The sequence below is a fragment of the Micromonospora sp. NBC_00389 genome (genome assembly GCF_036059255.1).
GTDB lineage: Bacteria > Actinomycetota > Actinomycetes > Mycobacteriales > Micromonosporaceae > Micromonospora.
On record NZ_CP107947.1, the window covers coordinates 2594472 to 2617883 of the forward strand.

23 protein-coding genes are annotated in these 23412 nt (G+C 72.9%); 18 read left to right on the top strand and 5 right to left on the bottom strand.

Annotated features, from left to right (window positions below; all coding sequences use genetic code 11):
• Positions 1–56 precede the first annotated feature (56 nt).
• The 8 genes from OG470_RS12445 (at position 57) to OG470_RS12480 (ending at position 8615) form a co-directional block, all read left to right on the top strand.
• Positions 57–1037 (top strand): aldo/keto reductase, encoded by a 981-nt coding sequence (locus tag OG470_RS12445; RefSeq protein ID WP_328423822.1) that lies wholly within the window; start codon positions 57–59, stop codon positions 1035–1037.
• Positions 1034–1540: a hemerythrin domain-containing protein gene (locus OG470_RS12450; protein ID WP_328423824.1), complete on the top strand. Its 507-nt coding sequence runs from the start codon at positions 1034–1036 to the stop codon at positions 1538–1540. The genes OG470_RS12445 and OG470_RS12450 overlap by 4 nt, the downstream gene beginning before the upstream one ends.
• 64 nt (positions 1541–1604) lie before the next feature.
• Positions 1605–2849, top strand: a complete 1245-nt coding sequence (locus OG470_RS12455) for a sensor histidine kinase (protein WP_328423826.1) — start codon at positions 1605–1607, stop codon at positions 2847–2849.
• Positions 2846–3496 carry a response regulator transcription factor gene (locus tag OG470_RS12460; protein ID WP_328423828.1) on the top strand — a complete coding sequence of 217 codons (651 nt, stop codon included), beginning with the start codon at positions 2846–2848 and terminating at the stop codon, positions 3494–3496. Before OG470_RS12455 ends, OG470_RS12460 begins: the two co-directional genes overlap by 4 nt.
• Positions 3497–3572: 76 nt before the next feature.
• Positions 3573–4649: a hypothetical protein gene (locus tag OG470_RS12465; RefSeq protein WP_328423830.1), complete on the top strand. Its 1077-nt coding sequence runs from the start codon at positions 3573–3575 to the stop codon at positions 4647–4649.
• Between the two features lie 57 nt (positions 4650–4706).
• Positions 4707–6167, top strand: coding sequence for a sigma 54-interacting transcriptional regulator (locus OG470_RS12470; RefSeq protein WP_328423832.1), 1461 nt, complete (start codon positions 4707–4709; stop codon positions 6165–6167).
• A 2-nt stretch (positions 6168–6169) separates the two neighbouring features.
• Positions 6170–8122, top strand: coding sequence for a vWA domain-containing protein (locus OG470_RS12475; protein WP_328423834.1), 1953 nt, complete (start codon positions 6170–6172; stop codon positions 8120–8122).
• Between the two features lie 28 nt (positions 8123–8150).
• The gene (locus tag OG470_RS12480) at positions 8151–8615 is read left to right on the top strand and encodes a hypothetical protein (protein ID WP_328423836.1); all 465 of its coding nucleotides are present in this window, start codon (positions 8151–8153) and stop codon (positions 8613–8615) included.
• A gap of 144 nt (positions 8616–8759) precedes the next feature.
• Here the strand turns inward: OG470_RS12480 and OG470_RS12485 are convergent, their stop codons facing one another.
• Positions 8760–9767 carry a GlxA family transcriptional regulator gene (locus tag OG470_RS12485; protein ID WP_328423838.1) on the bottom strand — a complete coding sequence of 336 codons (1008 nt, stop codon included), beginning with the start codon at positions 9765–9767 and terminating at the stop codon, positions 8760–8762.
• Between the two features lies 1 nt (position 9768).
• Between OG470_RS12485 and OG470_RS12490 the strand changes: the two genes are divergently transcribed.
• Positions 9769–11124, top strand: a complete 1356-nt coding sequence (locus OG470_RS12490; RefSeq protein WP_328423840.1) for an MFS transporter — start codon at positions 9769–9771, stop codon at positions 11122–11124.
• A 10-nt stretch (positions 11125–11134) separates the two neighbouring features.
• Here the strand turns inward: OG470_RS12490 and OG470_RS12495 are convergent, their stop codons facing one another.
• From OG470_RS12495 to OG470_RS12505, 3 genes are all read right to left on the bottom strand, one after another.
• Complete coding sequence (locus OG470_RS12495; RefSeq protein ID WP_328423842.1) at positions 11135–11848, bottom strand: RICIN domain-containing protein; 714 nt, start codon at positions 11846–11848, stop codon at positions 11135–11137.
• Between the two features lie 73 nt (positions 11849–11921).
• Complete coding sequence (locus tag OG470_RS12500) at positions 11922–12206, bottom strand: DUF427 domain-containing protein (RefSeq protein ID WP_328423844.1); 285 nt, start codon at positions 12204–12206, stop codon at positions 11922–11924.
• 54 nt (positions 12207–12260) lie between these two features.
• Entirely contained in the window at positions 12261–12731 is a 471-nt protein-coding gene (locus tag OG470_RS12505; RefSeq protein WP_328423846.1) for an aminoacyl-tRNA deacylase, read from the bottom strand.
• Between the two features lie 93 nt (positions 12732–12824).
• Here OG470_RS12505 and OG470_RS12510 point away from each other — a divergent pair, with 93 nt between their 5' ends.
• The 5 genes from OG470_RS12510 (at position 12825) to OG470_RS12530 (ending at position 17427) form a co-directional block, all read left to right on the top strand.
• Entirely contained in the window at positions 12825–14222 is a 1398-nt protein-coding gene (locus tag OG470_RS12510) for an FAD-binding oxidoreductase (protein ID WP_328423848.1), read from the top strand.
• Positions 14219–15562, top strand: a complete 1344-nt coding sequence (locus OG470_RS12515; protein ID WP_328423850.1) for a class I SAM-dependent methyltransferase — start codon at positions 14219–14221, stop codon at positions 15560–15562. The genes OG470_RS12510 and OG470_RS12515 overlap by 4 nt, the downstream gene beginning before the upstream one ends.
• Positions 15563–15653: 91 nt before the next feature.
• Positions 15654–16211 (top strand): helix-turn-helix domain-containing protein, encoded by a 558-nt coding sequence (locus tag OG470_RS12520; protein WP_328423852.1) that lies wholly within the window; start codon positions 15654–15656, stop codon positions 16209–16211.
• The gene (locus OG470_RS12525) at positions 16204–17082 is read left to right on the top strand and encodes an SRPBCC family protein (RefSeq protein ID WP_328423854.1); all 879 of its coding nucleotides are present in this window, start codon (positions 16204–16206) and stop codon (positions 17080–17082) included. The genes OG470_RS12520 and OG470_RS12525 overlap by 8 nt, the downstream gene beginning before the upstream one ends.
• Positions 17083–17193: 111 nt before the next feature.
• Positions 17194–17427 carry a zinc-ribbon domain-containing protein gene (locus tag OG470_RS12530; RefSeq protein WP_328423856.1) on the top strand — a complete coding sequence of 78 codons (234 nt, stop codon included), beginning with the start codon at positions 17194–17196 and terminating at the stop codon, positions 17425–17427.
• A 236-nt stretch (positions 17428–17663) separates the two neighbouring features.
• On the opposite strand, the gene OG470_RS12535 is transcribed toward OG470_RS12530, so the two are convergent.
• Positions 17664–18806, bottom strand: a complete 1143-nt coding sequence (locus OG470_RS12535) for a hypothetical protein (protein ID WP_328426325.1) — start codon at positions 18804–18806, stop codon at positions 17664–17666.
• Positions 18807–20496: 1690 nt separating this feature from the next.
• On the opposite strand from OG470_RS12535, the gene OG470_RS12540 reads away from it, so the two are divergent.
• From OG470_RS12540 to OG470_RS12555, 4 genes are all read left to right on the top strand, one after another.
• Positions 20497–20883 (top strand): GGDEF domain-containing protein, encoded by a 387-nt coding sequence (locus OG470_RS12540; protein WP_328426327.1) that lies wholly within the window; start codon positions 20497–20499, stop codon positions 20881–20883.
• A complete protein-coding gene (locus tag OG470_RS12545) occupies positions 20858–21688 on the top strand; it encodes a putative bifunctional diguanylate cyclase/phosphodiesterase (RefSeq protein ID WP_328423858.1) in 831 nt (276 codons plus the stop codon). The genes OG470_RS12540 and OG470_RS12545 overlap by 26 nt, the downstream gene beginning before the upstream one ends.
• Before the next feature lie 50 nt (positions 21689–21738).
• A complete protein-coding gene (locus OG470_RS12550) occupies positions 21739–22497 on the top strand; it encodes a MerR family transcriptional regulator (RefSeq protein WP_328423860.1) in 759 nt (252 codons plus the stop codon).
• A gap of 121 nt (positions 22498–22618) precedes the next feature.
• Positions 22619–23404 (top strand): hypothetical protein, encoded by a 786-nt coding sequence (locus OG470_RS12555; protein WP_328423862.1) that lies wholly within the window; start codon positions 22619–22621, stop codon positions 23402–23404.
• The last annotated feature ends 8 nt before the right edge of the window (positions 23405–23412 follow it).

Genomic DNA, 23412 nt, shown 5'->3' on the forward strand with positions numbered 1-23412 from the left:
GGCAGGTTGCGCGGGATCAGGCGTGTGAACCAGGACATCGGGGTAGCTTCGACGCCATGCGTTTCATCGCGCTCGACACTCCCAAACCGCTGTCCAAGATCGGGCTGGGCACCTGGCAGTTCGGGTCCCGCGAGTGGGGCTACGGCCCGGCCTTCGAAGCGCAGGCGACGCAGATCGTCCGGCGGGCCGTCGAGTTGGGCGTGACCGTCTTCGACAGCGCGGAGATCTACGGCTTCGGGCGCAGCGAGCGGATTCTCGGCGCGGCGCTCGGCGATGACCGGCCCAAGGTGGTGGTCGCCACCAAGATCTTCCCGGTGCTGCCGGTGGCTGCCGTCGTACAGCAGCGGGCCGTCGCCTCGGCGGCCCGGCTCGGCGTCACCGCCCTCGACCTCTACCAGGTGCACCAGCCGCACCCGCTGGTCGCCGACCACAGCACCATGCGCGGGATGCGGGCGTTGCAGGACGTCGGGCTGGTCAACGAGGTCGGCGTGAGCAACTACGGGCTGCGCCGCTGGCAGGTCGCCGAGGCGGCGCTCGGCCGGCGGGTGCTCAGCAACCAGGTCCGCTACAGCATGTTGGACCGGGCGCCCGAGCAGGATCTGCTGCCGTACGCGCGGCAGGCCGGCCGGGTCGTCATCGCGTACAGCCCGCTGGCCCAGGGCTTCCTCTCCGGCCGGTACGACGTGAAGGATCCGCCGAGCGGCGCGGTCCGGCGGGCCAACCCGTACTTCCTGCCGGAGAATCTGGAGCGGGGCGCCACCCTGATCGGCACGCTGCGCCAGGTCGCCGACGCGCACGACGCCACCCCGAGCCAGATCGCTCTGGCCTATCTGCTGCGCCACCCGAACGTGCTGGCCATCCCCGGCGCGTCCGGGGTGGAGCAGATGGAACGCAACGCGGCCGCCGCCGACATCGATCTCGCCGACGACGAGTACGCGGCGCTGGCCGAGGCCGCCAAACGGTTCCGCCCGGTCACCGGCCTCGCCGCGATGCCTCGAATGCTGCGCGCCCGGTTCGCCAGCCCGACGGAGAAGTGAGCACAGTGGACGACATCACCGCACTGATCCTGGACGACCATGCCGCCTTCCGGCGCGGCTTCGCCCGCTTGGACGACGCCCGCGACGAGCAGGAGTTGCTGGCCATCTGGGATGCCCTCGCCCTGCACCTGGACATCCACGCCGAGGCGGAGGAGGCGATCCTCTACCCGCACCTGGTCAAGCACGGCGACGATGGCGAGGACGAGACCGCTGACGCGATCGGTGACCACAACAAGATCCGGGACGCCATCGCCGAGTCCAAGCTGCACCCGGTCGGCTCGGAACGCTGGTGGGCGGCCGTGGGCACGGCCCGCCGGGAGAACAGCGAGCACCTGGCCGAGGAGGAGGATGGGGCGCTGCCCGACTTCCGCCGGCACGCCGGCACCGAGTTGCGTGCCGAGCTGGGCCAGCGGTGGCTGACCTTCTACGGCGAGCACAAGAACGGGCGCAACCTGCCGTTCCGCGACAAGGACCCGCAGTCGTACGTGGCCGACCACCGCTGAGCCCGGCTCGATCTCCCCGGCACGGGGGAGTCGCAAAGGGCGGCCACGGCAGCAGAATGACGGGGTGACCCCCCGAGCGATGCTGGCCCCGCTGGTCGCCGGCAGCACCTGGCGGCGTGGCGTGTTCCTGCTGCTGGGCGGGGTGCTGGCGCTCCCGTACGGGCTGCTCGCGGTGACCTTCGCGCAGTTGCTCGCCGGCTCGGAGATCCCCCGCCCGCTGGTGTTCGCCCTGCTGGTGATCGCGGTGGTGATCGCCGTGGTGCCGCTGTTGCTGGATGGCAGCCGGGCACTGGAGGTCGCGGCCGTGCGGGCGCTGCTGGGCGTCGACCTGCCCGACCCCGTGCCGGGGCACCGCAGCGACCGGGAAACCCGGCTGCGCAGCGCGCTCTGGATCGGCACCCACCTCACCATCGGCGCCGCGGTGATGGTCGCGTTGATCACCGCCGTGCCGATGGCGTTGGCCTTCATCGCCCAGCAGTTCGGCATCGGCGCCGAGCTGATGAGCCGGGAACGGTTCGGGCCGCTGGACGGGCGGGACACCGGCTGGCTGATGCTGACCGGAGTGGCCGTGCTGGTCGGCCTCGGCTACGCCGTCGCCGGGCTCGGCGCGCTCGCCGGGTCGATGGCGCCGGTGCTGCTCGGCCCGGCCCCGGCGGAGCGGATCGCCGCCCTGGAAGCGCAGGCCACCCGGCTCGCCGAACGCAACCGGCTGGCCCGGGAGCTGCACGACTCGGTCGGCCATGCGCTGACCGTGGCCACCCTCCAGGCCGGGGCTGCCCGCGAGATGCTCGACACCGACCCGGAGTTCGTCCGGCGGGCGCTGAGCGCCATCGAGGACGCCGGGCGGACCGCGATGGACGAACTCGACCACGTGCTCGGGCTGCTCCGGGAGACCAGTGGCGACCGGCCCTCGGTGGCGCCGCAGCGTACCCTCGCCGACCTGGAGCGGCTGTTTACCGACGCCCGCACGACCGGGCTGGCGGTGCACGCGCAGCGCAGCGGCGACCCGGCGCGGGTGCCCGCGGTGGTCTCCCGGGAGGGCTACCGGATCGTCCAGGAAGGGCTGACGAACGCCGCCCGATACGGGCAGGGGCCGGTGACGCTGCGGCTGAACCTGCACCCGGACGCGCTGGACCTGGAGCTGGTGAACGCGGTGGGCCGGCCCGATCGCGCCGACCCGGGCCGCGGCGGCCGGGGCCTGGACGGCATGCGCGAGCGGGTGCTGCTGCTCGGCGGCCAGCTCACTGTCGGGCCGGACGGCGACCGGTGGCGGATCCAGGCCCGCCTTCCGTACGAGGGGACGCGATGACCACCGGCGTGCTGATCGTCGACGACGACGAGCTGATCCGCATCGGGCTGCGGGCCATCATCGACGCCCAGCCCGACTTGCGGGTGCTCGCCGAAGCCGCGGACGGCGCCGAGGTGCCGCCGCTGGTCGCCCGACACCGGCCGGCCGTGGTGCTGATGGACGTGCGGATGCCCGGCATCGACGGGATCCAGGCCACCCGGCACCTGCTGGCCACCTCCGCCGACCCGCCCCGGGTGCTGGTGGTCACCACCTTCGCCAACGACGAGTACGTCTACGAGGCGTTGCGCGCCGGAGCGGCCGGCTTCCTGCTCAAACGGGCTCGACCGGCCGAGGTGGTGGAGGCCGTCCGGGTGGTCGCGGCGGGGGAATCGCTGCTCTTCCCGGCCGCGATCCGTCGACTGGTCGGGGCGTACGGGCCGGCCGGGGGAGACCGGCTGGCCACCGCCCGGCTCACCGAGCGGGAGGCCGAGGTGCTGCGGCTGATGACCAGCGGCCGGTCCAACCCGGAGATCGCCGCGCACCTCGTGGTCGGGGTGGAGACGGTCAAGACGCACGTCGGCAACGTGCTGGCCAAACTGGGCGTACGCGACCGCACCCAGGCGGTGATCGCCGCCTACGAGTCGGGCTTCGTCACCCCGTCCGGCTGACGCGTCCCACCTGAGGGGGAGCGGGTTCACCGCCGCCCGGGAGGGTTCCGGCCGGCCACCGGCCGACGCTGGGAGCATGACGACGATCACTGCTCCCAGACCCCGTTTCGACTCCCGCTGGCCCGACCGGCTGGCCCCTCTGGCCGCCGGCTGGCTCGGCCTGTGGGGCGTCCTCGCCCTGCTCGGCACGCTCACCGGCGCCGGCTACCCGTTCGGCGCGAACGACCCGCACGGCGGCGACGCCAACCTGCTGCGCCTGGTGCCGGTGGAGCTGGCCACCCCGCTCTTCGCCGGCCTGCTGCTGACCACCGCGGTGGCGGCACTGGCCATGAGTCGTCCGGCGGTCCGCCCGTCCGGCCCGCTGCGGGTGCTGCTGGCCGGCTACGGCTGGACGGTGGCGTTCGTGCTCGCCGTGGTCGTCCCGGACGCCCGGGTGCTGGTCATCCTCGGCTATCTGCCGATGCTGATCGTCGGGGCGCCGTTCGGCTGGCCGCCGGTCGACTATGCCGAGATCTTCACCTGGGCGCTGTTCGCCCGGTTCGCCGCGCTCGTCGGCGGTCTGCTGCTGGCCGGGGCGGTGCTCGCCTGGCAGCGCCGCACCGCCGGAGCCTGCGTCGGCTGCGGCCGCGGGGACACCGGCCAGGGCTGGACCACCCCGGCCGCCGCCGCGCGCTGGGGTCGGTGGGCCGCCGGCATCGCCGCGGCCATCCCGCTGGCGTACGCGCTGACCCGGTTCGCCTGGGCGGCCGGCATCCCGCTGGGCATCTCCCGGGAGTTCCTGACCGAGATGCGCGAGACCGGGATGGTGTGGGCCGGGTTCGGGCTGGGCGCGTTCGCCACCGTCGGCGCGATCCTCACCCTCGGCCTGGTGCAGCGCTGGGGCGAGCGGTTCCCGCGCTGGATGCTCGGACTGGCCGGCCGTCGGGTGCCGGTGAAGCTGGCCGTGGTGCCGGCCACCCTGGTCGCCGTCGCGGTGACCGCGGCCACCCTGGGACTGCTGAGCAACCCGGAGTTCTGGCAGCTCACCCACGGGTTCAGCCTGGCGGGGGCGCCGATGCTGCTCTGGCCGTTCTGGGGGGTGGCGCTCGGCGCGGCCACCTACGCGTACCACCTGCGCCGCCGCGGTGCCTGCCGGCGCTGCGGCCGGAGCTGAAGGTGGGAGTGGGGGTGCCCCCCGATGCACGGGGCACCCCCGCGAGTGTGAGCTAGCGTGGGTCGGGTGACTGCGCCCTCCCCGGTAATTCCGGTTCCACCGGCCGACCTGCCCGGCACGCTCGGCGCGCTACGGGCGGCCGGTCACCAGTACCGCACCGTCAAGCAGGAACTCCGCGACAACCTCCTCGCCCGGATGCGCAACGGCGAGACCCGCTTTCCCGGCATCGTCGGCTACGACGACAGCGTGCTGCCCGAGGTCGAGCGGGCGCTGCTCGCCGGGCACGACATGGTGCTGCTCGGCGAGCGCGGCCAGGGCAAGACCCGCCTGATCCGCGCGCTCGGCGGGCTGCTCGACGAGTGGACGCCGGTCATCCCCGGCTCGGTGCTCAACGAGCACCCGATGCACCCGCTCACCCCGGCCTCCCGCGCCCAGGTCGCCGAGGCCGGCGACGACCAGCCGGTCGCCTGGCTGCACCGCTCGATGCGCTACGGCGAGAAGTTGGCCACCCCGGACACCAGCGTCGGCGACCTGATCGGTGACGTCGACCCGATCCGGATCGCCCAGGGGCGCACCCTCGGCGACCCGGAGACCATTCACTTCGGGCTGGTGCCCCGCACCAACCGGGGCATCTTCGCCGTCAACGAGCTGCCCGACCTGGCCGAGCGGATCCAGGTGGCGCTGCTCAACGTGCTGGAGGAGCGGGACATCCAGGTCCGCGGCTACCAGCTACGGCTGCCGCTGGACCTGCTCCTGGTGGCCAGCGCCAACCCGGAGGACTACACCAACCGGGGTCGGATCATCACCCCGCTCAAGGACCGGTTCGGCGCGGAGATCCGTACCCACTACCCGCTCGACCTGGAGCTGGAGCTGGACCTGATCCGGCAGGAGGCCGACCTGGTCGCCGAGGTGCCGGAGCACGTGCTGGAGGTCCTGGCCCGGTTCGCCCGCGCGGTGCGCGAGTCGCCGTCGGTGGACCCGCGCTCCGGCGTCTCCGCCCGGTTCGCCATCGCCGCCGCCGAGACGGTCGCCGGTGCCGCGCTGCGCCGCGCCGGCCTGCTCGCCGCCGGTGGCACCCCCGGGGGACGGCCGGAGGCCGCCGTGGCCCGGGTCGGCGACGCGGTGTCGGTGACCAGCACGTTGCGCGGCAAGGTGGAGTTCGAGAGCGGCGAGGAGGGTCGGGAGATCGAGATCCTCGCCCACCTGCTGCGGACCGCGACCGCCGAGACGTTCCGGGCACACCTGGCCGGGCTGGACCTGTCCGGCTTCACCGGACTGGTCGAGGACGGCGCGGCCATCGAGACCGGCGAGCTGGTCGGTGCCGCCGAGCTGCTGCGCCAGGTGGGCACCGTGCCCGGGCTGGCCAAGGTGCTGGACCGGCTGGGCCTGGGCGACGCTCCCACCCCCGAGGAGGCCGCCGCCGGCGTCGAGTTCGTGCTGGAAGGGCTGCACCTGACCCGCCGGCTCGGCAAGGACGTGACCGACTCCGGTCGCACCGTCTACGGCGGCCGGGGCTGACCGTGGCCGGCAACCGGTTCCGGTACGGGCAGTGGCGCGGCGGGCCCGACCCGCTCGCGCCCCCGTACGACGTGCAAGAGGCGGTGGACGCGGTCGGCGCCGAGGTGCTGGCCGGCGGCAGCCTGCGCGAGGCGCTGCGCGACCTGCTGCGCCGTGGCCCGCAGGGGCGTGGCGGGCTGGACGACCTGGCCGCCCGAGCCCGGCGGCTGCGCCGGGAGGCGCTGCGGCGGGGCGATCTGGACGGCGCGGTGACCCGGGCACAGGCACTCCTCGACCAGGCCCTCGCCGCCGAGCGGGACGAGCTGCGGGGGCGCGACGACGACGCGGCGCGGTTCGCCGAGTCCGTGCTGGACAACCTGCCCCGCTCCACGGCGCGTGCCGTGGAGGAGCTGGCCGGTTACCAGTGGGCCAGCGAGGACGCCCGCCGGTCGTACCAGCAGATCCTCGACCAGCTCCGCGACGACGTGCTCGGCCAGCGTTTCGCCGGGCTGCGGGACGCGGTGCGCGCGTCCGCCGACCCGGCCACCCAGCAGCGGCTCGCCGAGATGATGCGGGACCTGAACGACCTGCTGGCCCGGCACGGCCGCGCGGAGGACACCACCGACGCGTTCGCCGAGTTCATGCGCCGGCACGGCGACTTCTTCCCGGAACGGCCGGAGACCGTCGACGAGCTGATCGACGTGCTGGCCCGCCGTTCGGCGGCCGGCGAGCGGCTGATGAACTCGCTCTCCGATCGGCAGCGCGCCGAGCTGTCCGGGCTGATGCAGCAGTCGCTCGGCGACCGGCTGGCCGGGGAGTTGTCCGCGCTGGACGCGAACCTGCGGGCGCTGCGGCCGGATCTGCGGTGGGGGCGCGGCGAGCGGGTCCGGGGCGAGCAGCCGCTGGGCTACGCCGACGCGGCCGGCGCGTTGAGTGAGATCGGCGAGCTGGACGACCTGCTGGACCAGCTCGACCAGGAACACCCCGGGGCCACCCTCGACGACGTGGACGTCGACGCCGTGGCCCGGACGCTGGGCCGGGACGCCGCCGACGAGGTCCGCCGGCTGCGCGAGTTGGAGCGGGAGCTACGCCGGCAGGGCTGGGTGAGCCGCGACGCGGACGGGCTCACGCTCAGCCCGAAGGCGCTGCGCCGACTCGGCGGGACCGCGCTGCGACGGGTCTTCTCCGAGCTGACCGCCGGGCCACGCGGCCAGCACGACCTGCGTTCGGCGGGCGCCGCCGGCGAGGTCAGCGGTGCGTCCCGACCCTGGCAGTACGGGGACGAGCAGCCGTTGGACGTGGTTCGCACGCTGACCCGGGCGGTCAGCCGGGGCGGGCCGAGTGTGCCGGTGCAGCTCGCGGTGGACGACTTCGAGGTGGTGGAGACCGAGAAGCGGGCCTCCGCGGCGGTGGTGCTCTGCGTCGACCTCTCGTACTCGATGATCTCCCAGGGTCGTTGGGGGCCGATGAAACAGACGGCGCTGGCGCTGGCGCACCTGATGGAGACCCGGTTCCCGCAGGACGCTCTGCAGATCGTGGGTTTCGGCCGGGAGGCGATGACGCTCAGCCAGCAGGAGTTGGCCGCCGTGGAGCCGGACGGGGAACAGGGCACGAACCTCCAGCACGCGCTGCGGCTGGCCGGCCGGCACCTGCGGCGGCACCCCGACGCCGAGCCGGTGGTGCTGGTGGTCACCGACGGGGAGCCGACCGCCCACCTGGACCCGGACGACGGGGAGGCGCTGTTCCACTGGCCGCCGCTGCCGGAGACGATCGAGGCGACCGTCCGAGAGGTGGACCGGCTCAGCCGCTACGGCGCCACGCTCAACCTGTTCATGCTCGGCGACGATCCCGGTCTGCGCCGGTTCGTCGACGCGGTGGCCCGGCGCAGCCGCGGTCGGATGTTCACCCCGGACACCGACGATCTGGGCGAATACGTGGTGAGCGACTACCTCCGCTCCCGCCAATCCCGCCGCTAACCCCCGCGGGGCGCGGTTGACTGGGGGTGTGGAGAGCGGGGGGCTGCGGCGGGCGTATGACGCGGTGTTCGCGGAGATCGACGCGGCGGGGTTCGGTCCGCCGCCGGAGGGTCAGCTCAGCGCCGAGCAGATCGTCGCGCACCTGGTCGCCAACGACGAGCTGATGATCCAGGCCACCGAGGCGTTGCTGGCCGGTTCGACGTTCGCCTACTACGACCTGGATGACATGCACCGCCCGCAGCTCGACGCGCTGGTCGCCGAGCATGGTGGCCTGCGCGGCCTGACCGCGCTGCTGCACGGCACCAGCGACCGGCTGTGCGCGTTGGTGGACCGACTGGGCCTGGCGGCGGAGACGTCGGTCGAGACCCACCTGCGCGAGGGCTTCGACCTGATCGTCGAGGAGCCGCTGCCCTGGTCCCGCACCCTCGACCTGCACACCCGGGTCCATCTCCCCAAACACCAGGCCCAGCTCCACATGCTGCGCAGCCCTTGAGACGTGTCGTGCCTGCGCAGCCGTTCGGGCGTGGCGTGGGTTGGGCAACCCGGTCTGCTGAGCGTGGTACCTGTGAGTCATCAAAATGACTCACAGGTATCAGGCTTGTCGCAGTGACGGGCTCGGCCCGCCGCGCGGGGCGGATCAGGTGTCGATCAACTCCGGGCGTGGGTGGAACGTGCGGCGGTAGGTGGAGGGGGCTACGCCGACGCGCTGATGTAGTCGCTGGCGCAGGGCGGCGGTGGTGCCGAAGCCGCAGTGGTGGGCGATCTGGTCGACGGTGAGGTCGGTGGTCTCCAGCAGCAGCCGGGCGTGGTCGGTGCGCTGTTGGAGCAGCCACTGTGCCGGGCTCAGCCCGGTCTCCGAGCGGAAGCGCCGGGTGAAGGTGCGCACGCTCATCCGGGCCTGCTCGGCCAGGTCGCGCAGGGCGATCGACTCGTGCAGCCGCTGCCGGGCCCACTCCCGCGCGCCGGCGGTGCTGGTGTCGGTGGCCTTCGGCACCGGCTGCTCGATGTACTGCGCCTGGCCGCCGTCCCGCCAGGGCGGCATCACACAGCGGCGGGCCGCCCGGTTGGCCACCTCGCTGCCGTGGTCGAGGCGGATGACGTGCAGGCAGAGGTCGATGCCGGCGGCCACTCCGGCCGAGGTGAGCACCCGGTCGTCGCCGATGAAGAGCACGCCCGGGTCGAGGTCGACCCGGTCGTGCAGCCGGCGGAACCGCTCCGCGTACGCCCAGTGGGTGGTGGCTCGACGTCCGTCGAGCAGCCCGGCGGCGGCCAGCACGAACGCCCCGGTGCAGATCGACATCACCCGGGCACCCCGTCGGTACGCCGACCGCAGCGCCTCGGCCACCTCCGGTTCGAGGGTGCCCGAGGTCAGCGCGCTGCCGCCGTGGATGCCCGGGACGATCACCGTGTCGGCGGTGTCGAGCAGTTCCAGCCCGTGGTCCGGGAGCACCTGGAAGCCGGCGGTGCTGCGGACCGCCCCGCCATCCGGGGTGCAGATCCGCACGTCGTAGAAGGGCGTCTCGTCGGCGCTCCGGGCGGTGCTGAAGACCTGGGACGGGGTGCCGAGGTCGAGGCCGACCACCTGGTCCAGGGCGAGTACGGCGATCCGGTGCGGGCGTGCGGTCATGGCCCGATTATTGCGCATGATGGCTTTCCGGCCACTCGTCGGTGCTAACGGCGCCGCCCAGACTGGTCGCGTGTCCAAGAACCGCCGCCTGCATCCCGCCTGGCTGGTCGCCGCCGTCGCCTTCGTGGCGCTGGTCGGCGCGGCCGGGTTCCGCGCCACCCCCTCGGTGCTGCTGCACCCCCTGCATGAGGAGTTCGGCTGGCCACTGGCCACCATCTCTGCGGCCGTCTCGGTCAACCTGCTGCTCTACGGGCTCACCGCGCCGTTCGCCGCCGCGCTGATGGACCGGTTCGGCATCCGCCGGGTGGTCTCGGTGGCGTTGCTGCTGGTCGCCGCCGGCAGTGGGCTGACGGTCTTCATGACCGCCAGCTGGCAGCTGCTGCTCTGCTGGGGCGTGCTGGTCGGGCTGGGCACCGGCTCGATGGCGCTGGCCTTCGTGGCCACCGTCACCGGGCGTTGGTTCGTCCGCCGGCGGGGCCTGGTCACCGGGGTGCTGACCGCCGGTGGGGCGGCCGGGCAACTGGTCTTCCTGCCGCTGATCGCGGTGCTGGTGCGCGACCACGGCTGGCGCACGGCGGCGCTCGTCGTGGCCGGAGCCGCGCTGGCGGTCGTACCCCTGGTGGTGTGGCTGCTGCGCGAGCACCCGGCGGATCTCGACCTGCCCGCCTACGGCGCGACAGAGGTCGTCGCGGCGCCACCGGCGACCGGCGGTGCGGCGAGCCGGGCGCTGGGTGCGCTGGCTGCCGCGGCCCGGACCCGGCCGTTCTGGCTGCTGGCCGGGGGGTTCGCGATTTGCGGCGCGACCACCAACGGCCTCGTCGGTACGCACTTCGTGCCGGCCGCGCATGACCACGGCATGACCGAGACCACCGCCGCCGGGCTGCTCGCCCTGGTCGGGCTCTTCGACATCGTCGGCACGATCGCCTCCGGTTGGCTGACCGACCGGGTGGACAGCCGCCTGCTGCTCGGCGCCTACTACGCACTGCGCGGGGCGTCCCTGCTGGTGCTGCCGAGCCTGTTCGCCGGCACCGCCAAGCCGAGCATGCTGGTGTTCATCATCTTCTACGGCCTGGACTGGGTGGCCACCGTGCCGCCCACCGTGGCGCTGTGCCGGGAGTACTTCGGCAGCGCCGGCGCTGTGGTGTTCGGCTGGGTGTTCGCCGCCCACCAGTTCGGCGCGGCGTTCGCGGCGACCGGCGCGGGGCTGGTCCGGGACCGGCTCGGCGACTACGCGATGGCCTGGTACGTGGCCGGCGCCCTGTCGATCGGCGCGGCCGGTCTGTCGCTGCTGCTGCGCAGGCGGCCGGGCCGGCCGGTGCCGGAGGCCGTGCTGGTCGCCGCCACCGCGCCCCGGGCGTGGAGCTTCCGGGGCTGAGGCCGGGCGGTCAGCCGAGGGTCCACTGCTGGGCGGGCCGACCGTCGCAGGACCGCTGCCGGACCTCGTCCCCGGCCTCGGCGCCGTCGTCGTCGGCCTGCCCGCACTTGCCGCTGTGCACCGCGACCAGCAGCACCGGGCCGGTGCCGGTGGCGGTCAGCCGCCACTGCTGGTTGACCTGGCCGTGGCAGGGGAACTGCTGCATCCGGGCGCCGTCGTCCGCACTGCCGCCCTCGACGTCGAGGCACTGCCCGTAGGCGGCGTTCGTCAGCGTCACCACGTCCGCGCCGGCCGGGTTGACCACCCACTGCTGCTCCGGGCCGCCCGTGCACGCGGCCAACTCGGCTTCGGCCTTCTCGCCGTCGCCGTCCAGCCCGAGGCAGAGCCCGGAGGCGGACCGCAGCACCTTGGGGCCGGTGGCCGGGGCGGCCGGGGTGGTGGCCGCCGGGGTCGGTGACGGCTCGGCCGCAGCGGTCGGGCTCGGCTCGGCCGCCGGGGTCGTGGGCTCGGCCGCGCTGGTCGGGGCGCCGACCGTCGCCGGCACCACCGGCTCGTCGTCACCGTCGAACAGCCCGGTGGCGAAGACCACCCCCAGGAGTACGCCGACCAGCCCGACCGCCAGCGCCACCCGCAGCAGCGGGTCGCTCAGCAGGCCGGAACGGGGCGCCCGGCGACCGCCGTAGACGGTGCCGGCGGGGTCGGGGCGTTCCTCGGGCGCGGACATGCGAGCCATCCTCACCCACGGCGGCGGGCCGGGGCCAGTCGGACACCGGCGGCCGGCCGCCACGGCGGACGGGTCAGTCGACGACCCGGACGTCCTTCCAGAACGCCACCCGGTCGCGCACCATCTCGGCGTCGGGCTTCGGCTCCGGGTAGTACCAGACCGCGTCCTCGCTGGTGCTGCCCTCGTGCTCGAGGGTGTAGTAGGAGGCGGTGCCCTTCCACGGGCAGACGGTGTGCGTCGCGGACTCTTGGATCAGTTCGTCGCGCAGGGCGCAGCGGGGGAAGTAGTGGTTGCCCTCCACCAGCACGGTGTCGTCGCTCTCGGCGACGACCAGGTCGTTCCACATGGCTTTTGGCATGAGACCAACACTAGGCCGTGCCACCGACGATGACAGTGGTCGGTGCGGGGAGGCTCACCGGGTCGGCTGTGGGTCGGTGACATCGGCCACGGTGGCCGCGAGAGCGGCGATCGTGGCGTCGGCGTCGACCGCGATGGCGAGTCCGCGCTCGCCGGCGCCCAGGGTGATCTCCCGGCCGCGCAGCCGCTCGTCGGCGATCACCGGCCAGGCGGTGCTCGCGCCGAACGGGGTGATGGTGCCGCGCTCGTAGCCGGTGGCGGCGAGGGCGCCGGCCGCGTCCGGCATGGAGAGACGGTGCACCCCGAGCAGAGCGCGCAGCTTGGGCCAGGAGACGACCCGGTCGCCGGGGGTGAGCACGAACAGGTGGTCGTCCGCGCCCCGGCGGACCACGATCGTCTTGACCACGTCGGGGACGGCCACGCCCCGGGCGGCGGCGGCCTCCGCCAGGCTGCCGACCGGGCCGTGGCTGACCAGTCGGTAGGGCAGGCCGGCGGCGTCCAGGGCGGTGATCGCGGGCGACGGCATGCCCGCCACGGTAACCGCCCGGCCAGCCACTGGACGGGAAACGGCCGTCGTCGACATCCCACCGAATCTTGGGTACGGGCGTAAGGTGATCACATGCGCGCTGAGCGTGTGGATCCCTCGATTGACCATGATCAAGCGGTGGCCACGTTGCGGCGGTCGTACGCCGCGGTGCCCACTGGCGAGCCTGTCCGGCTTGCCAAACGGACCTCCAACCTGTTCCGCCCCCGGTCCGCTCCCCGAACTCCGGGGCTCGACGTGAGCGGCCTCGGCCGGGTGCTCTCGGTCGACCCGACCGGGCGTACCGCCGACGTGCAGGGCATGTGCACCTACGAGGACCTGGTCGACGCGACGCTGCCGCACGGGCTGATGCCGCTGGTGGTGCCGCAGCTGCGCACCATCACCCTGGGTGGGGCGGTGACCGGCCTCGGGATCGAGTCGACCTCCTTCCGCAACGGCCTGCCGCACGAGTCGGTACGAGAGCTGGATGTGCTCACCGGCTCGGGCGAGATCATCACGGCCCGGCCGGACGGGGAGCATGCCGACCTGTTCACCGCGTTCCCCAACTCGCTGGGCAGCCTCGGCTACGCCACCCGGCTGCGCATCGAGCTGCAGCCGGTCGGCCGGTACGTGGCGTTGCGCAACATCCGGTTCACCCAGTTGGAGGCGCTCACCGACGCGATCGCCGAGGTGACCGCGACCCGGTCCTGGGCCGGCGAGCCGGTCGACGCGATGGACGGGGTGATGTTCAGCCCCGGCGAGGCGTACCTGGTGCTGGCCACGTTCACTGACGCGGCCGAGCCGCCGAGCGACTACACCGGCCAGGGGATCTACTACCGGTCGCTGCGCCAGCGCACTCGCGACGTGCTCACCGCGTACGACTATCTCTGGCGCTGGGACACCGACTGGTTCTGGTGCTCGGCGGCCTTCGGCGCGCAGCACCCGGTGGTGCGCCGGCTTTGGCCGGCCCGCTACCGGCGCAGCGACGTCTATCACCGTCTCGTCCGGCTCGAGCATCGGCACCAGGTGGCGGCCCGGATCGACCGGCTGCGCGGCCAGCCGGCCCGGGAGCGGGTGGTGCAGGACGTGGAGGTCCCGCTGGAACGTACGGCTGACTTCCTGCGCTGGTTCGCTGGCGCGGTGGGGATGAACCCGGTGTGGCTCTGTCCGTTGCGCCTGCGCGAGCCGGAGGGTCCGGGCTCCGCGCGGTCCTGGCCGCTGTATCCACTCCGGCCGGGGCAGGACTACGTCAACATTGGGTTCTGGGGGAGCGTGCCGATCGCGCCGGGCGCCGCCGACGGCGACGTCAATCGCACGATTGAACGCAGGGTGTCGGAGTCGGGCGGGCACAAGTCGCTGTACTCCGATGCGTACTACGACCGGGACGCCTTTGATCGCCTCTACGGCGGCGAGACCTGGCGCGCGGTGAAGGACCGCTACGACCCGGACCACCGGCTGACGGGACTGTACGAAAAGGCGGTAGCACGAGCATGAGCCTGACCGACCGAGATCAGGGGGCGGCGAGCGTCCCCGCCACCCCGCCGGCGGGGGGCCGGCAAGCGGTTCCGACTGTGGCGGACGTGGTCCGTGCGGTCACTGCCGGGCCGCTGCCGGTGCGGATCACCGGGTACGACGGCAGCGCCGTCGGCCCGGCCGATGCCGGTATCACCCTGGCGATCCGCTCCGAGCGGGGCCTGTCGTACCTGCTCACCGCCCCCGGCGACCTGGGCATGGCCCGGGCCTACGTCAGTGGCGACCTGGCGTTGCAGGGCGTGCACGAGGGCGACCCGTACGAGGCGCTGCGGGTGCTCAAGGACGAGCTGCGGCTGCGCCCACCGTCGTTGACGGAGGGGCTGGCGCTGGCCCGCAGGCTGGGCTGGGAGCGGCTGCTGCCGCCGCCGGCCCCGCCGCAGGAGGCGCAGCCGCGCTGGAAGCGGGTGATGAACGGGCTGCGGCACTCGCGCGTCCGGGACAGCACCGCCATCTCGCACCACTACGACGTCTCCAATGCGTTCTACGAGAAGGTGCTCGGCCCGTCGATGACGTACACCTGCGCGGTGTACCGGTCCCCGGACGACTCCCTGGAGCAGGCCCAGGCGGCGAAGTACGACCTGGTCGCCGGCAAGCTGGCGCTCAAGAAGGGGATGCGGCTGCTGGACGTGGGCTGCGGCTGGGGTGGCATGGTGCGGCACGCCGCGCGCGAGTACGGCGTCAAGGCGCTCGGGGTGACCCTGTCGAAGGCGCAGGCCCAGTGGGCGCAGGCCGCTATCGAGCGGGAGGGGCTGACCGAGCTGGCCGAGGTGCGGCACCTGGACTACCGGGACGCGCCTGCGGAGCAGTTCGACGCCATCTCCTCGATCGGGCTGACCGAGCACATCGGGGTGCGCAACTACCCCGCCTATTTCGGGGCGCTGCGCGATCGGCTGCGGCAGGGCGGGCGGCTGCTCAACCACTGCATCACCCGGGCGGACAATCGGGCGCCGCACCGCTCCGGCGCGTTCATCGACCGGTACGTCTTCCCGGACGGTGAGCTGGCCGGGCCGGGTCGGCTGATCAGCGAGGTGCACGACGCCGGCCTGGAGGTGCACCACGAGGAGAACCTGCGCCAGCACTACGCGCTGACGCTGGCCGCCTGGTGTCGCAACCTGGTCGAGCACTGGGACTTCTGCGTCTCCGAGGTGGGCGCGGGCACCGCCCGCGTGTGGGGGCTGTACATGGCCGGGTCGCGGATGGCGTTCGAGCGCAACGGCATCCAGCTGCACCAGGTGCTGGCCACCCACAACGGCCCGGAGGGCCAGAGCAGCTACCCACTGCGGCCCGACTGGCTGCCCTGACCGTCTCCGCCTGAAGCCGCTCCGAAAAGTCGGCGCGGCTTTTGGCGAACCGATTGACAAACAAGTTTTGTACGTACAAACTGATTTTGCCATGAGAGACGTCCTGTACCTGGAGCAGATCGAGCAGGCCGAAGCCCTGCTCAAGCCGCAGCGCGTAGCGGTGCTGCGGCAACTGGCCGAGCCGCGCACCTGCACCGAGGTCGCGGCCCGACTCGACCAGACGCCGCAGCGCGTCTACTACCACGTCAAGCAACTCGTCGCGGCCGGCCTGGTCGACCTGGTCAACGAGCGCAAGGTCCGCGGCATCACCGAAGGCATCTACCAGGCCGCCGCCCGGTCCTACTGGCTCTCCCCCCGGCTGGTCGGCCGGATCGGGCTGCGCCGGGCCCGCGACGAGCTCAGCCTGGGCTACCTGCTCGACCTGATGGAGGAGGTCCAGGCCGACATCGCCGCCCTGGACCGGGCAGCGCCCGAGCTGCCCTCGATCGGGGTCTCCGGCGAGATCCGGGTGCCGGCCGAGCAACGCCAGCAGTTCCTGCACGACCTGCAAACCGCACTTCAGGACCTGTTCACCCGCTACGGCGGCAGCGAAGGGGATGCCTTCAAGCTCGCCGTGGCCTGCTATCCGAAAGGGAACGACCATGAGTGAACCGATGAAGGTGCAGGCCCGCCTCTCCGCGCCCGTCGGGCGCGTCCGCCAGGCACTGACCGACCCGGCCGAGCTGCGACTCTGGCTGGCCGAGCACGTCGAGGTCGAGCTGCCCGAGCGGTACGAGTTCTGGGGCCGGTACACGCCCGAGGGCGACGCCCCGCACCAGCGACTGCTGCACGCCGACGACGACACGCTGCGCTTCAGCTGGCTGCTCGACGGCGTGGAGACCACCAGCGAGTTCCAGTTGACCGCCCAGAGCCCGGACAGCACCGTGCTGACGCTGACGCAGAGCCACTTCGACTTCGCCGAGGCGATGAGCGGCTCCAGCATCCGCGGCGTGCTGCAGACCTACTGGTCGCTGGCCATCGCCAACCTGGCCGCCCACCTGGAGGGCCGGTCGCTGCTGCCGCGGACCGACTTCACCTCCGCAGACCTGCGCGGTGAGCTGGTCATCGCCGCCCCCGCCGACAAGGTGTGGCAGTCGCTGACCGACTCCGAGCAGGCCAGCGCCTGGTTCGGCTACCCGATCGGCATCGAGCCCTGGGTCGGTGGCCGATACGCCATGGGCGGCTTCGACGCCGGCTACGCGGCCAAGGTCATCGATCTGGAGCCGGGGCGGAAGATGAGCGTCGACTGGGGGCCGACGGGCATCACGAGCTGGGAGTTGGCCGAGTCCGGTGGGCGGACCACACTGACCTTCGTGCAGAGCGGCTTCGACGAGGGCAACCCCCCGTACGCGGCCTGGACCGGGTCGGTGTCCGGGTTGGCCGAGCTGCGACGCTTCCACGAGGTGCCGGACTGGCAGCCGATCTGGCTCCCCGCCGAAATCCCCGGCCTGGAGCCCGAGCCGACCGGAGCAGCCAGCTGACGCCGTGACACCCCTGGCGAGCGCCGGCCCACCGCACCACGGGCCGGCGCTCGCCGCGCGTCCGACGGCGGTGCTGGTGATTTATCGGGCTGGAGTGGGTACTGGCTGGCGATGTTCTTCATCTTTGGTCTGCGTACCAAGGTCGACCGTTCCGGGGTCGTGCAGCAGGTCTGTCGCCACTGCGGCAACCACGCCGCGCAGGTGATCACCCGCCGATCGACCAAGTTCACCCTTTTCTTCATCCCCCTCATCCCGGTGCGCACCCGGTACGCGCAGCAGTGCACGTTCTGCGGGGCGCAATACGAGATCTCCAAGTCCGACGCCGAGCGTCTCCCGGTCGGCTGAGCCGCAGATGGCCCGCTTCCTCTGCTGGCTGATCCGCCGGCCGCCGCCGTCCTCCGGCCCTCCGGTGCACACCGCCCCGCGCGCGCCCTGCACCCCCGGCCGGCGCAAGCACCGCCGCACCCGCCGTCCCCTGGCCGGCACCAGGTTGCCCCGCTCGCCGTGGAACCGCTCCGCCGGCCGCTGACCACATCCGTCGCACACCCACCTCCGCCGCCCAGCTGGCGCGGGCACACCGGTCAGGTGTCAGCCATCGGTGCCGGGGCGAACAAGGGCGGCACCGGATCGGCCGCCTGGATCGCGGCAACGACCTGTGTCAGTTGTTGGTAGTCGCCGCTGGCCGCCCTGATGAGGGTGGCCGCATCGGCGTGGTTGCCGAGGTAGCACTCGGCGATGGCTCGCAGGAGAAACGCGACGCTGCACAGGTCCGGCGGGTCAACACCCGGCCGAATGTCGAGCAGCAGCGACCGCGCGTGCTCCGGCTGCTGGTTGAGCAGGTGGGCCAGGCTCATAGCGACCCGAGCGGACAACCTGTGCGGCTGCACGTGGAGGCCGATCTGGGCCAGTTCCGAGATCTCCAACACCTCTCGGTGTTCGACCGGCGATCTGTTCACCACTGCCGCGTGCAGGTACCACAACCCGAACTGGACGGTAAGCGCCTGCCCGATTGCGGCGGCGGCCATGGGATCGGTGCTGTCGGCGCGAGCCAGCGCCGCAAGGCGCTCGGCGCCGGCGATGAAGTCTGCCGCCGACTGCGCGTGTCCCCTGCTCCAGCGCCGTTGGAAGGCAGCGAGCGCGAGTCGCGGGTCGTTGCGGTCGCGAACCGGATCTCCGAGAAGATCGTCGTCAACGTCCCCTTGGGCAAGCGCCCGCAACGTCCGGTATACCTCCTCCTGGTAGTAGCCCGCCCGTAGCGCGGCGCCGCTGGCCGTTGGCGCCAGGAGCCAGCGAAGCAGGTTGCGGCCGTCACTGTGGGGCGATATCCCGGGAATGAGATTGACCACCCCGAGCAGCACCGCAACAAGCGCTGCGCCGAGCAGTGCGACGCGGGTCAATGCCGTGCTCGTCAACGCCGTTGCGGCACCGAGCACCGCCGCGGTGCACAGGTTCGCCATCGGGCCACCGAGGTAGAACAGCACCATCCGCAGCGGCAACGCGGTCGCCGACGACGGCGGGCGGACCGCCACTTCGCTCTGCCACCCGGTGAAGGGTGCGATCCGGACCGCGATGACCGGCAGACGCAGCAGCTTCGCCGCGACGAGGTGCCCGCACTCGTGCAGGACGACGTGCACCCACAACGACACGCAGGTGATGCCAACGGCGGCGATCGCACCCGTCACGGACTCGGTGACGAACAGCGCGAACGCCACCGCCTCCAACACCAAGAGGATGGACGCGGCGACCAGCCGTCGGCGGGTGGTGGTGATCACCGGGAGATAGTACGGCCGGAACAAATAAAGGCCCAGGTACTTGCCGTACGCACGTCGCACACCGCGACGCCGATCCACGTTCGCGATGCCCGCCCGACTTCGCCATTCTCTTTTCAGCCGCCGATAGGGCGGTCATTGACGCCGCTCGACCATGCCGATGATCTTGCGTGGCGGATTCCGCCTGCACACACACCGGTTATCGCCGCCCTGGCAGCACTCGGCCTGCCCCACTTATGGGGCAGCTCGACAGGAGCGCGTACCAGGGCAGAGGGTCCGGGCCCGCGACACCCTCACCGCGCTCCGGGACGAGATCAGCGCACGGCCGCTCCTGTGTGGCCGGACCAGCTCGATTTGGGCGGCCGTCCGGACCTTGGCGGGCACCCCGGGCGCTGGCTAGGCTTTCGGGGTTTGCCGTGGTCAGGTCCGCCGAGGGTGCACGCACGACGAAGAGCCGGAGCGACCGTGTCGCGACAGGACGTGAAGCAGGCTGCGGGGGAGTCCACCCCTGCCGAGCCGAACGGCGTGCCGCCGACCCTCACCGAACCGACCCTGCTGACGCCGGCCCCACGGGCGCCGGCCGCCGGGCCGGCCACTGCCGTCGCGCCGGCCCGGCCGGGACGCGCTGGGCTGACCGCTGTGGCTGCGGTCGTTCTCCTGGAGGCGTTCTGGCTGGTTGCCGCACTGCCCGGCGCCGCGCTGGTCAGCGACCTGGGTGGGCTGCTGGTCGCCGGCTGGGCCACCGTCGCCTGCGCCCGGGTGGTCCGCCGTCATCCGGCCCCGCTGCGCCGGTTCTGGACGCTGCTGGCGGTCACCATGGCGCTCGCCGCATTCGGCCGGGCGATCTGGACGGTGCAGCGGCTCGGCGGCGGCGACCTGCCACACACCCCGCTGGTCGGGGCGGTCTTCACGGCCGGCATCCTCACCGGCACCGCCGCGCTGCTCTGCTCGCCCTCCGCGCCACGGACCGCCGTTGGGCGGGCCCGGACGCTGCTGGACGGGGTGATCGTCGCGCTGGCCCTGGTGCCGATCGGCTGGGTGCTGGTGTTCCGGGGCGTCGCCGCCGCCGAGCTGGCCGATCCGGCGCGCACCCTGGGGCTGCTCTACCCGATGTTCGACCTGATGCAGCTCACGATCCTGGTCGCGGTCTCCGGCCCGGCCCGGCAGGTGTGGCGGCCGATGAGCGTGCTCGCGGCGAGCCTCACCATCCGGGTGGTCGCCGACGTCGTCTACGTCTCGCTGGTCGCGCGCGGCGACTACGCCGCCGGTCACCCGATCGACCTGTGCTGGCCGCTGAGCTACCTGCTGATCGGCCTGGCGACCCGGAACCCGCCGCCGCTGGACTGCGACGGCACCGACGACACCGCCGAGTCACCTCCGCCGCCGTGGTGGCGGGTGGCGTTGCCGTACCTGCCGGTCGGAGGGGCCATCATCGCGGTGGTGCTGGCCCGCCGCCCAACCGGGCAGACCCCACAACTGGTCTTCGTGACCATGATGGTGCTGCTGGCCGCCCTCGCCCTGCGCCAGGGGCTGGCCGCCAACGAGAACCTGCGTCTGGTGGCCCGGCTGCGCCGGCTCGCGTACGGCGACCAGCTCACCGCGGCTGCCCAACCGGCTGCTGTTCAACCGGAGGCTGCGCCTGGCCCTGCGCGACGGCCGGCCGGTGGCCGTACTGCTGCTCGACCTGGACGGGTTCAAGCAGGTCAACGACCGGTTCGGGCACGCCACCGGCGACACCCTGCTGACCGGGCTGGCGGCCCGGATGCGAGCCGCGGTGGACGGCGACGGCACCATCGCCCGGCTCGGCGGGGACGAGTTCGCGGTGCTGGTCGACGGCGACCGGCCCGTGCCCCCCGAGCGGCTGGCCCAACGGCTGCTGGATGCCCTGCAACCCTCCGACGGCGACGACGACGTCGGCGTGCACCCGTCGGCGAGCATCGGCATCGCCGAGTACGGCCCGCCAGCACGCCTCCCACTCCGACCTCCTGCGCGACGCCGACATCGCCATGTACGCGGCCAAGGCGGCCGGTAAGTCCGCCTACCGGACGTGCACCCCGGCGCTGCGCGAGTCGGCCGTCTCCCGGGCCGAGCTGATCGCCGACCTGCGCCGGGCGGTCGACGAGGAGCAGCTGCACCTGGAGTTTCAGCCCATCGTCGACCTGGCCACCGGCGCGGTGCGCAGCGCCGAGGCGCTGGTGCGGTGGCGGCACCCCCGGCTCGGGATGCTGCCGCCGGCCCGGTTCCTGCCGCTGGCCGAGGAGACCGGGCTGATCCTGCCGATCGACCGTTGGGTGATCCACGAGGCGTGCCGGGCCGCGGCGACCTGGCGGGACCGGGCGCCGGACGCGACCGTGGCGGTGAACATCGCCGCGGCGCACCTGCGCCGGCCGGACCTGATCGCCACGGTCACCGCGGCCACCGCCAGCGCGGGGCTGGCGCCGCGCGCGTTGACCCTGGAGCTGACCGAGTCGGCGCTGATCGAGGGGACCGACGCGGTGCTGGAGCGGCTGCGCCAGCTCCGGGAGTTGGGCCTCCAGATCGCCATCGACGACTTCGGCACCGGTTACTCCTCGCTGAGCTATCTGCACCGCATCCCGGCCACCGAGCTGAAGATCGACCGCTCGTTCGTGGCCCGGTTGGGGGCGGACGACCGGGCGTACGCCACGGTGGAGATGGTCACGCGGCTGGCCGGCGCGTTCGACCTGGCGGTGGTGGCCGAGGGCGTGGAGACCGAGCGCCAGCACGAGGCGGTCACCGCGATCGGCTGCCCGCGCGGCCAGGGCTATCTGTACGGGCGACCGGACGGCCCCGCCATGGTGGGTCAGAATCGGGCTTGACCCTCACGTAGCGGCAGGCGAGAGCCTGGTTTCCGGAAGGGAGGGGAACCATGGCGTACACGGTGGGTCAGGTGGCGAAGGTCGCCGGCGTGACGGTACGGACGCTGCACCACTACGACGAGATCGGGTTGCTCTCGCCGAGCGGACGGACCACGGCCGGCTACCGCCGCTACGACGACGCGGACCTGGAACGGTTGCAACTCGTCCTGTACTACCGGGAGCTGGGTTTCCCGCTTGAGGAGATCGCCGCGATCATCGACGACCCGGCGGCCGACCCGGCCGCGCACCTGCGTCGTCAGCACGACCTGCTGACGGTGCGGATCAAGCGGTTGCAGGAGATGGTTACGGCGATCGAGTTCGCGATGGAGGCGAGCAAGTTGAACATCCAACTCACCCCGGAGGAGCGGTTCGAGGTCTTCGGCGACTTCAACCCGGAGGAGCACGAGGCCGAGGCGGAACAGCGCTGGGGCGACAGCGAGGCGTACCGGGAGTCGAACCGGCGGGCCTCCCGCTACAGCAAGGACGACTGGCTGCGGATCAAGGCGGAGAACGAGGACTGGGGTCGGCGGATCGTCGCGGCGCTGGCCTCGGGCGCGCCAGCGGACAGTCCGGAGGTGATGGAGTTGGCCGAGGAACACCGGCAGATCATCAGCCGCTGGTTCTACGAGTGCTCGTACGAGGTGCACACCGGACTGGCCGACATGTACCTGGCCGACGAGCGGTTCACCAGGCACTACGAGAACATCGCGCCGGGCCTGGCCGCGTACCTGAACGAGGCGATCCACGCCAACGCGATCAGCCGCGCCTGATCGGGCGGGGCACAGACCCGGAACAGCGGCCGGTGCGGTCCGGCTACTCTGGCCGGACCGCACCGCGGTCAGCGTCGATCGGCCACCGGCCGGCGGGCGTGCCGCCCGGGGGGAGATGACCGTGAAGAAGCCGAAGCTGGTCGCCGCTGGCGCCATTCTCGCCGTGGCGGTAGCCGCCGGGGCGTGGGCCCTGGTCGCCACCGGCGACGAGCCGGACGCGGGCCGTCCGGCGGCCGACGCGTCACCCGCCCCGGCCGCGACCGATCCGGTCAGCGTGCTGGTCGCCGCCGCCGGGAAGATCGACCAGCAGACGTACAAGCTGACCGTGAGCACCGGCGGGGCGTCGGGCGGGGACGGCACGGTGCTGCTGTGGGACCCGAAGGCGCGGCGTGGTCTGGAGACCACCTCGCTCAAGGTGCCCACCGGCGAGGTGAAGATCGAACGCCTGACCACCGGGCCGGACGTCTACGTGCGGGTCACCGCCCCGGACCGCCGGATCCCGGTCTGGGACGGCAGCACCTGGTGGCACGTGGGCGCGCCGGGTGCCCCGGCCGGCAAGCAGGGCCTGGACAACACCCGGCTGGCCGGCACGCTGACCGCGCCGGCGCAGGTCCGGCAGACCGGCGTCCGGGAGTACGCCGGCACGCTGGACCTGCGCGAGGCCGGCGAGGTGCTGGGCAGCGGGGTCGGAACGGTGCTCGGCGAGCGGGCCGGGGCGGTGCCGTTCACCGCCACCGTCGACGAGCAGGGGCGGCTGGTCCGCTACCGGATCGAGCTGGCCAGCGAGCAGTCGCAGACCGCGCAGCTGGACCTGACGTACTCGGACTTCGGGCTGTCGGTGGCGGCCGACCCGCCGGCGGCCGATCTGGTCGGCGAGGACCCGCCGGAGAACATCCCCGGCGCCTGACGCCCGGC

What these genes read in the sequence shown, in the direction of transcription:
- OG470_RS12545 (WP_328423858.1), top strand. Translation starts at nt 20,858, where the DNA reads ATGTACGCGGCCAAGGCGGCCGGTAAGTCCGCCTACCGGACGTGCACC.
- OG470_RS12445 (WP_328423822.1), top strand. Translation starts at nt 57, where the DNA reads ATGCGTTTCATCGCGCTCGACACTCCCAAACCGCTGTCCAAGATCGGG.
- OG470_RS12465 (WP_328423830.1), top strand. Translation starts at nt 3,573, where the DNA reads ATGACGACGATCACTGCTCCCAGACCCCGTTTCGACTCCCGCTGGCCC.
- OG470_RS12520 (WP_328423852.1), top strand. Translation starts at nt 15,654, where the DNA reads ATGAGAGACGTCCTGTACCTGGAGCAGATCGAGCAGGCCGAAGCCCTG.
- OG470_RS12510 (WP_328423848.1), top strand. Translation starts at nt 12,825, where the DNA reads ATGCGCGCTGAGCGTGTGGATCCCTCGATTGACCATGATCAAGCGGTG.
- OG470_RS12505 (WP_328423846.1), bottom strand. Translation starts at nt 12,731, where the DNA reads ATGCCGTCGCCCGCGATCACCGCCCTGGACGCCGCCGGCCTGCCCTAC.
- OG470_RS12525 (WP_328423854.1), top strand. Translation starts at nt 16,204, where the DNA reads ATGAGTGAACCGATGAAGGTGCAGGCCCGCCTCTCCGCGCCCGTCGGG.
- OG470_RS12485 (WP_328423838.1), bottom strand. Translation starts at nt 9,767, where the DNA reads ATGCGCAATAATCGGGCCATGACCGCACGCCCGCACCGGATCGCCGTA.
- OG470_RS12530 (WP_328423856.1), top strand. Translation starts at nt 17,194, where the DNA reads ATGTTCTTCATCTTTGGTCTGCGTACCAAGGTCGACCGTTCCGGGGTC.
- OG470_RS12550 (WP_328423860.1), top strand. Translation starts at nt 21,739, where the DNA reads ATGGCGTACACGGTGGGTCAGGTGGCGAAGGTCGCCGGCGTGACGGTA.
- OG470_RS12500 (WP_328423844.1), bottom strand. Translation starts at nt 12,206, where the DNA reads ATGCCAAAAGCCATGTGGAACGACCTGGTCGTCGCCGAGAGCGACGAC.
- OG470_RS12515 (WP_328423850.1), top strand. Translation starts at nt 14,219, where the DNA reads ATGAGCCTGACCGACCGAGATCAGGGGGCGGCGAGCGTCCCCGCCACC.
- OG470_RS12460 (WP_328423828.1), top strand. Translation starts at nt 2,846, where the DNA reads ATGACCACCGGCGTGCTGATCGTCGACGACGACGAGCTGATCCGCATC.
- OG470_RS12495 (WP_328423842.1), bottom strand. Translation starts at nt 11,848, where the DNA reads ATGTCCGCGCCCGAGGAACGCCCCGACCCCGCCGGCACCGTCTACGGC.
- OG470_RS12490 (WP_328423840.1), top strand. Translation starts at nt 9,769, where the DNA reads ATGGCTTTCCGGCCACTCGTCGGTGCTAACGGCGCCGCCCAGACTGGT.